A 10,545-nucleotide genomic window follows, 5' to 3' on the forward strand; every position below is an offset into this window, starting at 1 on the left:
ACCAGGTGAAGCGCTGAGCGCGACCACCAACCCGGCCCTCTTCCCCCCGCTCGTGCGGGGATGTTCGCAAGGGACACGCATGACCACCACCAGTGCCGAACCACGCTCGCAGTTCCGGGCGTGGCTGGGCGTCGCGGCCATCACCGCGAGCTTGTTCGTCTTCGTCACCACCGAGCTGATGCCCGTCGGGCTGCTCACCCCGGTCAGCGCGGGGCTGTCCGTCTCCGTCGGCCTCGCGGGCATGATGGTGACCCTGTACGGCATCTCCGCCGGCGTCGGGGTGCCGTTCCTGGTCGCGTGGAGCCGCACGGTGAACCGCCGCGCGCTGCTCGCCGCGCTGCTGGCGATCATGGCCGTCGGCAACCTCGTCACGGCCCTGTCGCCGAACTTCCCGATCGTCCTGGCCGCCCGGCTCGTCACCGGTTTCGCGCACGGCGTGTTCTGGGCGATCGGCGTCGCCATGGCGATGCGGCTCGTCCCCGACGACAAGGCGAGCAGGGCCGCCGCGGTCGTGCTGTCCGGCATGTCCGTCGCCACCGTCGTCGGCGTGCCGCTGGGCACGTTCATCGAGAGCCTCACGGACTGGCGCACCACGTTCCTCATCTGGAGCGGCCTGAGCCTGGCGGTGCTCCTCGCCGTCGTGCTCACGCTCCCGTCGTTGCCGTCCCGGAGCGCCATCCCGGTGCGGGAGGTGTTCGCGCTGCCGATCCGCAACGGGCGGCTGCGGGTCGTGATGACCACGGTCGCGCTGTACGTGCTCGGGCACTTCGGCGCGTACACGTTCATCCGCCCCTTCATGGAGCAGCGCGCCGGTGCGTCGGCGGCGTGGGTGACCGGGCTGCTGATCGTCTTCGGGATCGGCGGCGCGATCGGCAACTTCGTCGCCGGCCACACCGTCAACCGCAACATGCGCGCGACGTTCGTCGTCGCCTGCACGGGGCTCGTCGCCTCCCTGCTGCTGCTCCGGGTGATCGGCGGCAGCCTGGCGGGCCTGGCGGTCGCCGTGGTGGTGTGGGGTGTGTCCTTCGGCGCGGCGAACCTCTGCCAGGTCAACATGATGCTCGCCGCGGCCCCGGACACCTTCGAAGCCGCCATGTCGCTCAACACCATGGGCTACAACATCTCGATCGCGCTCGGCGCGCTGCTCGGCGGGCTGTTCGCGGGCGGTTTCGGGACCACCGGCGCGGTGTGGTTCGGCGTGGCGTTGACCGTCGCCGCACTGCTGACCGCCTTCACCTCGCAGCGTGACGCCGCACACGCCGGAGAGAGGGCACGCGCATGAGCACCGGCACGCCCGGCCGGGCGATCCGCGTGACGGCACTGGACCACATCGTCCTCAACGTCGGGGAGGTCGACCGTTCGCTGCGGTTCTACCGCGACGTCCTGAGCTTGGAGGCGGAGCGGGTGGAATCGAACGCCGGCACGGCGAGCGGCGGTACCAGCCGGCGGCACGGCGTGCCGAGCGATGCCGTCCTAGCGCTGGAGGTCGTCACCGGCGACGGGCACGTCGGCACCTGCTCAGCCGACGAGCACCCGGACCTGTTCGACGCCGTGCGCGGGTACCAGCTCGTCTACCGATCTCGGCACGATGCTCACCGACCTGCGCCTGCTCCTCGACGAGGGCCGGTGGGACCACCTCCAGGGGGCGAGGTGCCCGACGATGACGCCGTGCTCGCGGGACTCGCCGATGACCGTGTGCGGGCGACCATCGGGACACACGACTACCGCACCTGCATCGACCGGTTCACGTTCCTGGAGCACGCGCTGCGCGGCGTCGGCCGCTGGGAGTCCCCGCACCACCTTCGTCGGTGCCTCCCGCGGGTGCGGTCCTGACCGAGACGCTCGCCGGGCTCACCGGTGCGCCGGACCCGTGTCGGGGTCGCCCTCGGAGTCGGCGTCGCGCACCAGCCGCCCGTGCGGTCCGCCACCGGGAGCCCCGGCCAGCGCGGGCGCGTGGACCAAGTGCTTGCCGCCGGCGGTCTTCGCGATCGTGCCTCGATCCGTCGGCGGGCCCCCGGTTCCAGCCGTCGGGTGAGGCGCGGGTGTGCACCGGGATCACCGGGGCCGCCGCCGTGCGCACCGCACCGAAGTCATGGACACCTACCGCCGCTTCCCGGCACTCGAACCCCTGCTCCCGCTCACCCTGCTGCCGCCCGACTGGCCGCGCGCACGGGCCCGCGAAGTGTTCCTCGCGGTCTACCCGGCCCGGGAACACGTCCGAACCGTCGCAGTGACCCGCCGGGTCGCTGTGTCGATCATGGGTGACCGGCAACCGCCGCCACGGCGTGATGCGCGTGCTCGCGACGTCCGCGAGTCGGCCGCTGAGAATCACGGTCCGAGGAATAGGAATTCGCCACCAAAGTGAATATGGCGAAACGACCGCCCGTCGCCGTCATCCGTATGGCGGAGCGTCTCGGCGGCGTCAGTCGGGTACACCACCGGCGGTGATGCCGACTCTGGAAGAAAGTGAATCGAATGACTTTCGAAGATTCATCCGACCTTCGCATAACGGATGGTGGCAGCGGCGGAGATCTTGCAGTCCTGGAGCGACTGGCCGCGCGGATGACCGCTGAGCGCGACCGGATGCTGGGGTTCCCGGTCAACCTGGAGTTCGACTACCGTCCTCTGTCGAGCTTCCTCCGGCTGCACGGCAACAACGTGGGGAACCCGCACGCTGAAAGCGATTACCGGATCGACACGAAACCGTTCGAAGTGGCTGTGATCGATTTCTTCACGGACGTGGCCGGTGGTGATCGGGGTGATTTCTTCGGGTACGTGACCAGCGGGGGCACCGAGAGCAACGTCTTCGCCGCCTGGGTGGCGCGGGAACGGTACCCGGACGCGGTCCTGTACGCCTCCGCCGAGGCCCACTACTCGCTGCCCAAGATCAGCAGGCTCCTGCGGATGCCTTACGTCGCCGTGCCCACCACGTCCGAGGGGACGATGGACACCACGGCCCTGGCCGGGAAGCTGGCCAAGAACCCCGGTCGCGCGGCAGCGGTGACGGTGACCATCGGCACCACGGGGCGTGGTGCGGCCGACGACCTGCCCGCGGTGCGCCGGACGCTGCTCGACGCCGGTGTGGAGCGCTTCCGGATCCACTCCGATGCCGCCTTCGGCGGATTGCTGGCCGAGTTCGGCCCCGATCCGGTGCCGTGGGGCCTGTCGGACGGTGCCGACAGCGTGGCCATCAGCGGCCACAAGGTGGTCGGATCCCCGATCCCCTGCGGTGTGGTGCTCGCCCGAGCCGCCGACGTCGAGCAGATCCGGGTCGAGGGCGCCGCGGTCGGCTCCGACGACGACACCATCACCGGTTCGAGGGACGCATTGTCGCCGCTGATGCTGTGGTACGAGTTGCGCAGGCTGGGACGGGCGGGACTGGCCGAGCGGATTCGGCGCTGCCACGAGACGACCGACTACGCCTGCCGCCGGCTTGCCGAGCTCGGGCGCAACCCGCAGCGGTCTCCCGGGGCGACCGTCGTGCTGTTCGACGCCCCACCTGCGGCTTTGTGTCGTCGGTGGCACATGATGGCCGACGAGACGCACGCGCAGCTGGTCGTGATGCCCCACGTGACCACGAAGCACATCGACCGGCTGTGCGAGGAACTGGTCAACGGCGAGCACTCGGACCGGACTCCGACGACGCCCGGTGAGGGGACGAGCGAGCCGTGACCGGACCGCACCGGGGCGAAACCCTCCTCATCCCCGACCGCTTGTGGGACGGCGTCGCCGACAGCCCCGTGGCGGGCGCCCGCGTGCTCGTCCGCGACGGGCGCATCGCGAGCGTGGGCGCACAGCTCACCGCGGCAGCCGACGCCAAGGTCGTCGAGCTGCCCGGACACACCCTCCTGCCGGGGTTCATCGACTGCCACGTGCACGTGGTCGACGAGAGCCTGAACACCGCATCGGTCGCCGAGCAGACGCTGCGGGCCCTCCCACCACTGCGCACGTTGCTGCTGAACGGCTTCACCACCGTGCGCGACCTCGGCGGCTCGGAGCAACCGCTGACCACCGCCCTGAGAGACGCGGTCGCCGACGGTGTGATCGCCGGACCGCGGATGGTGGTCGCACCCAACATCGTGTCCAGCCGCGGTTCGCACGGCGACAAGAACCCCGAGCTGACCGACCGGCACGGCTTGGAGGTCGGTGTGCTGGGCGACGGACCGGCCGAGGTGGTGCGCAAGGTCCGCGAGCAGGCCAAGGCAGGCGCCGACTGGATCAAGTTCGCCGGCAGCGGCGGCTTCAGCTCCTCCACGGACGACCCCAACAACGTCACCTACTCGCAAGCCGAGATGGACGCGCTCGTCGCCACCGCGACCGACCTCCACCTGCCCTGCGCCGTGCACGCCTTCAACGACGAAAGCGTCCGGCGAGCCGTGCGCGCGGGCGTTCGCTCGGTCGAACACGCCAGCCTGGTCGACCGGGAGACCCTCGCTCTGCTGGCGCGGCACCGGGTAACGCTCGTCCCGACGTTGCACTGCATCGACTACTTCCTCGACCGCCTCGACGACGAGGAGTTCTGGGACGGCAAGCCCTCTGCGGTCCGCGACCAGTTCCGGGAGCACGCGGACCGGTTGCGCGAAACCTCCGGTCTGCTGGCCGGCTCCGGCGTCACCCTCGCCTACGGCACGGACGTCGGCATGTTCCCCTACGAGGAGAGCTGGAAGGAGTTCCCCGCCCTGACGCGGCGGGGCGTCGAGCCGGTGCGCGCCCTGCGTGCGGCCACGAGCACCGCCGCGGACCTGCTGGACCGTGCCGACCTGGGCCGGGTCGTCCCCGGTGCCACCGCGGACCTGGTCGCCGTGCCCGGCGACCCCTTCGAGGACATCGAGGTCACCGGCCAAGTCGACTTCGTCATGCAGGCAGGTCTCGTCGCCACCGCTCACCGGGCCTGAACGGACAGCCTCGATGACCGCCCGCCTCCACCATCTGCTGCGCGAGTGGCCGGAGATGCCGGCTGGTCGCAGGTGCGGGGCCAGCCGCGAATCCTCGAAGTGCAGGAAACGCTCCCCGCAGCGCCTCGGCGAACCCGTAGTGGACCAGACCCGTGTGCGCCGGACCCGACCACGGCGGCGTTTCGGTGTCGGACAACCAGTCCCGAGCCTCCATCGGCTCGGTGCCGCGGAACGCGGTGACGACCATGGTCGGGCTCGCCATCGTGTACGCCTGGGTGTCCACGAGCGGGAACGGCGGGCGAAATCCGCTTGGTGGTGGCGCACCCGGTCGAACTCCCACGGGGCGACGGTCACCTCGGCCGTGCCGCAGACCTTGTAGGGCAGCTCGGCGGCCTGGGCAGGCCGTCGCCTACCTGACCGGGCGGCAGGACGACTCGGTGATGGTGCCGGGGTCGAGGACGTTGAAGACGTCAACCTCGACCGGCCCCGGAGTGACGGTTTGAGGTGGACCGGCGCGGGCTCTGTTCAGACTGGCGGTTGTTGGTCGAGCAGCCCGGCGGGGTCGGTGCTGTAGGCGACCATCCAGCTCGGGTCGATGCGATACCAGACGTTCTCGTCCCAGAACGGGTCGTCGCCGTCGCCGTCGTAGTGGTTGACGAGGTAGTCGCGGATCGCCGGCCAAGTGGGATCGCTGCTCGTCCCCTCGGGGTTCAGTGGAACGGCATGTCCGTGCGTGAAGATGCCGAGCTGCTCGCCTCGCATGAAAGTCGCGCTGATGCCGGGCCGCGCCGCGAGATGACGGGCTTTGGCGGCCTGGCGGTGCGTGCCGAAGATCCAGCGGCCGTGCAGGAGATGCCCGTCGACGCCGCTGATGCGCGGCTCGCCGCGCCGGGTGACGGTGGCGATGGCCAGGGTGCACATGCCTTGGCAGACTCGGACGACCTGCTCGGCGCTCAACGTGCTCTCACCTGGCCGGATGATCGATTTGAGGTGGCTGCTGGAGTCGGCCAGAGACGTGTCGAGCAGGACCTGGAGGCTGCGGAGCTCGTCGGGGGTTTCGAACATTCGGCTAGTTAATCAGCTCCCACCGACAGCGTCGGTTCAGTGCGCAGCCGCCGAGCGGGCGCGGGCGAGTCGGCAGGAGGGTGAACGTGCGGCTCCAGCCGGAGAACGCCTCGCTGGAGGCGAAGGCGGATGCAGTCGGTCTCCTCGCCCTCGGTGAGGATCTCGGAGAACAGCTCGCGATCGCGCTGCCCCGGGTCGCGCGCAGCCCCGGCAGCCGGCCGGTCGGTGCCACATCGGGCGGCAAAGTGGTTGTCGCGACACCCGCCGCTCATTAGCGTGGGCTGGTGGATCACTGTGCGGAGTGCGGTTTCACCTATGACCCGGCCGAAGCGCCGGCGGCCGGTCGGGCGATCCGGGACGGGGTTGTCGAGGTCGCAGCGGTCCTGCGACGCGGGGCCGTGGACGACCTGCGGACCCGGCGGCGACCCGAGGTGTGGTCGCCACTGGAGTACGCCTGCCACCTGCGGGACGTGTTGCTGGTGCAGCGGGAGCGGGTGCTCGCCGCGCGCCGCACCGAGCGGCCCGTGTTCGAGCCGATGGGACGCGACGAGCGGGTCGACCACGAAGGCTACGCCGAGCAGGATCCTGACGACGTGCTGCGCCAGTTGGGCGACGCGGCGGGGATGTTCGGCAACGTGCTCGCACGGCTGGGCGCCGGGGACTGGGAGCGACACCTCGTCTACCCCTACCCCGGGCCGACCCCGCGGACGCTGGCGTGGATGGCGGTGCACACCGTCCACGAAGTGGTCCACCACCTGCGCGACATCCGCCTCCAAGTGGAGCCGGCCGCCGGCTGACCGGGTCGGCCGGCGGTGACCCTTCGTTGTTCGAGGCGGTCGTGGCGCGTCTGATGACGGCAGGGGTGGAGGCGGTGGTCGACCGGAGCACCGAGGTACGGGTTGGCCGATCGCCCGCCAGCCGAGTGGCGCAGGGGCGGTGGGCTGTTGGCGGACGTGGCGGGGGCGGGTGCAGCAATTCGCGGCGGTGGCGTAGCGGGGGAGCGGCAGCGATCGATCACATCGGTGTTCGCGTCAGCCGGCGAGGGGATTCAGATGTCTCGACCCGCACGTGTTCTGGTGGCGGCGTTGATCGTCGTGGGAGGGGCGGTCGGGCTGCCGGGCGCCGCCGCGGCCGAGCCGTCCTACGGCCCGAGCGTCCAACTCTTCACCCCCACCGCGGGTTCGCACGTGGAGGTGGGTGTTCCGCTGCAGATCAGCGGCACGTCGGAGTACAGCGAGGCCAGCCACTGGGATTGGGCGGAGATCTCGTTCGACGGTGGCGAGACCTGGGACTACGTGGACAAGCCGGGGCCTGCGTCCAACTGGCAGTACTTCTACACGCCCACCGCCGAAGGCGATCTCGGGATCACCACGCGTGGGCACGATGACGGGCGCACCGGGCTCCCGCGGACGACCGTCGTGCACGTCGGCGGACCGTCGACCGCGAGCCCCGCCCGGTGCGCGATCGAGTGCCGACCTTTCGTCGCCGACGTGTACCCCACCGTGGACGCCGACCCTTCGCCGGTCGAACTGGGTCTGGTCTTCCAGGTGGACCGACCGGGAACGATCACCCACGTGGAGGTCACCCGGCCCGGTAGGCCGCTGACGCCGGTCCGCGTGCGGCTGTGGAACTCGACCGGTGGGGTGCTCGCCGACGTGACCGACGTCCCGGTGAACGGCTATGGCGTCCCGTTGCCGCAGAACACGCGAGTCGTCCCCGGTGAGCGCTACGTCGTGTCGTACTCCACCGAGGGCCTGCCCTACCGGTCGACCGAGTGGCAGTTCAGCGGCGAGGTGGTGTCCAACCCGTTCCGGCTCCCGGTCTCGGCGGGTGTCTACAGCTACGACGGCGGCTTCCCGACCGAGTCGTGGCACCACAGCAGTTACGGGATCGTCCCCGTCTTCACCGACTGACCTGTCAGTAGTGGGCGGGGAGGGCACGAGTCTCGGACGACAGTCCTGATTGGACTGACCGAAGGGGCCGGACGGTAGTCGTCAGCCGCGAGGAGCCCTCACGGGTCGGCCGGCGTTCGGATCGTGACGAAATGCGGTTTCCTTGATCGACGAGGCGGTTCGGAGCGGGTTCGTTGCCCTCGGGGAGAGGTGCTGTCGGAACGTGTGACGTGCTGCCGCTCCGACTGCCCTGGGTTTGGTCCGAACGAGCTATGGATGGTGGCTGCTGTTGGTGGTATATGTCGCCTTTCTACTCTGAGTGGTCGAACGTTGCGGGACACGCCGGAGCCGACCGCCCTGCCCGTTCACCGCGGCAGCCCCGCGACGATTTCGGCCAGCACGGCGTCCCGGTTCTCGGTGAGGTAGAAGTGGCCGCCTTCGAGCACCTTCAACGCGAACCCGGCGCCGGCGATCTCCGACCAGGGCCGGGCGAGCTCGACGGTCGCCCGGGCGTCGCGCGATCCGATGATCGCCGTGACGGGGACGTCGAGCGGGGCCACGTCGGTGGGCCGGTACGTCTCGATCAGCCGGTAGTCGTTGCGGATCACCGGCAGCAGCAGGTCGCGCAGCTCGGGCTCCGCGAACACCGCGGCGCTGGTGCCGCCGAGCGCGACGACGTGCGCGACCAGGCCGTCGTCATCCGCGAGGTGCACGGATGCCACTTTGGTCATCTCGTGCTTCGGCGCCATGCGGCCCGACACGACCAGCTTCCGCACCAACCCCGGCCGGGCCTCGGCCAGCACCCTGGCGACCTCGTGCGCGACAGCCGCTCCCATGCTGTGCCCGAACAGCACGAGCGGCAGGTCGTCCAGTTCGGCCAGCAGCACCCCGGACACCTCGTCGACCAGCACGCCCATCTCGTCGATACGGGCCTCGGTCATCCGGTCCTCCCGGCCGGGGTACTGCACTACCCACAATTCGACGTCGGCCGGGAACGCGGCTGCCCAGGGGCGGTAGTAACTCGCGCCTCCACCCGCGTGGGGGAAGCACAGCACCCGGCAGCGCGCCGACGGTCGAGGCTCGAAGCACCGCACCCAAGGCGCGGGCGCGGCCGACTTGATTCCTTCTGAGGTCACGGAATCCGATTCTAATTAAGGCGACGTCGTCCCGGGTTCCGCCGGTACGGAACCTCGCTGGAGCCACTTCCCCCGGTCGCGTCCACCACTCGGAACCCAGCCGGGTTCTGCCCCCGTCGTCGTGGCCCTCGACCTGGCAGCGCGTGAGCTCGTTCTCCCGCGTTTCGCGCAGGTGAGCTCAAGCGTTCGGCGACCCGACACCCAGGACGTCGCGCATCCGGTCAACGATGCACCGCTCACGGCACAGCCGCGCACAACCCCGGCACCTTCTCCTATGCCTGTGGCGCGCGTTGGTCTACGCCACGCCACGTCGTCGGCTTCGGCGTCGGGTGACCTGGGCGGCGCAGCCGGACTGGACCGCTGCCGCCGAACTCACCCGCCGTCACCCCGGCGCCGATGTCGACCCGGCCCGCCCTCTACCTCGGCGACGGGCGCACCTTCACCTCCCCCGGCGTCGCCGCCGGACTCGACGTGCACCTCGTGCACCGCGTCCACCGCCCGCCCCGTCGTCATGGCACCCGCCCACGACGGCAGTCGTAACGCCACGCCTCAGGTCATGCCCCTGCCGTTGCCCCGGGGACCGGGGACCGGGGACCGGGCGCATGACAACCGTGTGACAACAGGAATTCGGTATCCCTTGGTCCGGGCCGACTCGAACGGGGTCGGCGGCAACTGTGTCCAGGGGGAGATCGATGAAATTCTGCTTCCGGCGGTTCACCGTCGCGGTGACCGCTTTCCTGCTGCTCCCGGCGGTCCTGCTGCCGCACGCGGCGGCGCACGCGGGCGAAGCCTGCGACAAGCTCTACGTCGCCATCGGCGACAAGGCGGGGAACGAGGGCACGGGGGACGAGTGGTCCACGACGGCGAACTTCACCGTCACCGCCACCGGCTGCGCGCAGACCGACGTGACGGTGGACTACCGCACCGTGGACGGGACCGCCAAGGCACCGGGTGACTACACACCGACCTCGGGCAAGCTGACCTGGCGCGCGGGCACGGCCGTCGCCCAGGAGGTCCACGTGCCGATCGTGCGTGACGCGGCGATCGAGTGGAAGGAGACGTTCTCCGTCAAGCTCGTCTCGGGCAGCTCCGGGGTCGTCATCACCAAGGCCGAGGCGGTGGCCACGATCCAGGACGACGACGACCCGCAGCACCCGCCGGTCGTGTCGACGGGCGGGACGATCTCCTGGGTCCCCGACGACCCGATCCGCGAGATCCCCGTCGTGCTCTCGCACGTGGCGAACGTGCCGGTCACCGTCACCTACCGCACCGTCAACGGCACGGCCCGCGCGGGTGAGGACTTCGTCGGCGTCGCCAACGGCCACCTCACCATCCCGGCGGGCGCGCTGACCGCACCCGCCGTCGTGCAGCTGGCGCCCAACGCCATGCCCAAGCCGGGTGAGTACTTCTTCGTCGAGCTGACCTCGACGTCGTACGGGGTCTTCGACAACACCAGCACGAAGGTCACCTTCGCGGGCCAGGGCTGAGTCGCGCGCGTCGAAGAAGCTCGTCAGCAGGTAGGTCAGCTGCCACGCCGCGGTGTGCCGACCGGTCTCC

The 10,545-nt window shown here is 70.4% G+C and carries 12 protein-coding genes; 9 read left to right on the forward strand and 3 right to left on the reverse strand.

Annotated features, from left to right (window positions below):
- The first annotated feature begins 79 nt into the window (after nt 1-79).
- From LZG04_RS26985 to LZG04_RS27000, 5 genes are all read left to right on the forward strand, one after another.
- Nucleotides 80-1,282, forward strand: a complete 1,203-nt coding sequence (locus LZG04_RS26985) for an MFS transporter (protein WP_233821797.1) — start codon at nt 80-82, stop codon at nt 1,280-1,282.
- Nucleotides 1,279-1,833, forward strand: coding sequence for a VOC family protein (locus LZG04_RS26990; protein ID WP_233821798.1), 555 nt, complete (start codon nt 1,279-1,281; stop codon nt 1,831-1,833). The genes LZG04_RS26985 and LZG04_RS26990 overlap by 4 nt, the downstream gene beginning before the upstream one ends.
- 211 nt (nt 1,834-2,044) lie before the next feature.
- Nucleotides 2,045-2,365 (forward strand): PaaX family transcriptional regulator C-terminal domain-containing protein, encoded by a 321-nt coding sequence (locus LZG04_RS43085; protein WP_374202889.1) that lies wholly within the window; start codon nt 2,045-2,047, stop codon nt 2,363-2,365.
- A gap of 110 nt (nt 2,366-2,475) precedes the next feature.
- The gene (locus LZG04_RS26995) at nt 2,476-3,672 is read left to right on the forward strand and encodes a histidine decarboxylase (RefSeq protein WP_267937952.1); all 1,197 of its coding nucleotides are present in this window, start codon (nt 2,476-2,478) and stop codon (nt 3,670-3,672) included.
- Nucleotides 3,669-4,895 carry an amidohydrolase family protein gene (locus LZG04_RS27000; RefSeq protein ID WP_233821800.1) on the forward strand — a complete coding sequence of 409 codons (1,227 nt, stop codon included), beginning with the start codon at nt 3,669-3,671 and terminating at the stop codon, nt 4,893-4,895. Before LZG04_RS26995 ends, LZG04_RS27000 begins: the two co-directional genes overlap by 4 nt.
- 525 nt (nt 4,896-5,420) lie before the next feature.
- Here the strand turns inward: LZG04_RS27000 and LZG04_RS27005 are convergent.
- Nucleotides 5,421-5,960, reverse strand: a complete 540-nt coding sequence (locus tag LZG04_RS27005; protein WP_233821801.1) for a pyridoxamine 5'-phosphate oxidase family protein — start codon at nt 5,958-5,960, stop codon at nt 5,421-5,423.
- Between the two features lie 86 nt (nt 5,961-6,046).
- Here LZG04_RS27005 and LZG04_RS27010 point away from each other — a divergent pair, with 86 nt between their 5' ends.
- The 3 genes from LZG04_RS27010 to LZG04_RS27020 all read left to right on the forward strand — a co-directional run bounded on the left by LZG04_RS27010 (nt 6,047) and on the right by LZG04_RS27020 (nt 7,873).
- Nucleotides 6,047-6,235: a hypothetical protein gene (locus LZG04_RS27010; RefSeq protein WP_233821803.1), complete on the forward strand. Its 189-nt coding sequence runs from the start codon at nt 6,047-6,049 to the stop codon at nt 6,233-6,235.
- Nucleotides 6,236-6,244: 9 nt separating this feature from the next.
- Nucleotides 6,245-6,757, forward strand: a complete 513-nt coding sequence (locus LZG04_RS27015) for a DinB family protein (protein WP_233821805.1) — start codon at nt 6,245-6,247, stop codon at nt 6,755-6,757.
- A gap of 255 nt (nt 6,758-7,012) precedes the next feature.
- Entirely contained in the window at nt 7,013-7,873 is an 861-nt protein-coding gene (locus tag LZG04_RS27020; protein WP_233821807.1) for a DUF4082 domain-containing protein, read from the forward strand.
- A 344-nt stretch (nt 7,874-8,217) separates the two neighbouring features.
- Here LZG04_RS27020 and LZG04_RS27025 read toward each other — a convergent pair whose 3' ends face one another.
- Nucleotides 8,218-8,988 (reverse strand): alpha/beta fold hydrolase, encoded by a 771-nt coding sequence (locus tag LZG04_RS27025; RefSeq protein ID WP_308199334.1) that lies wholly within the window; start codon nt 8,986-8,988, stop codon nt 8,218-8,220.
- Nucleotides 8,989-9,360: 372 nt separating this feature from the next.
- Complete coding sequence (locus LZG04_RS27030; RefSeq protein WP_233821809.1) at nt 9,361-9,534, reverse strand: hypothetical protein; 174 nt, start codon at nt 9,532-9,534, stop codon at nt 9,361-9,363.
- Nucleotides 9,535-9,680: 146 nt separating this feature from the next.
- On the opposite strand from LZG04_RS27030, the gene LZG04_RS27035 reads away from it, so the two are divergent.
- Entirely contained in the window at nt 9,681-10,475 is a 795-nt protein-coding gene (locus tag LZG04_RS27035) for a Calx-beta domain-containing protein (protein WP_233821810.1), read from the forward strand.
- Nucleotides 10,476-10,545: the final 70 nt, after the last annotated feature.

The sequence above is a fragment of the Saccharothrix sp. S26 genome, assembly GCF_021390395.1.
In the GTDB taxonomy this organism is placed as follows: Bacteria; Actinomycetota; Actinomycetes; order Mycobacteriales; family Pseudonocardiaceae; genus Actinosynnema.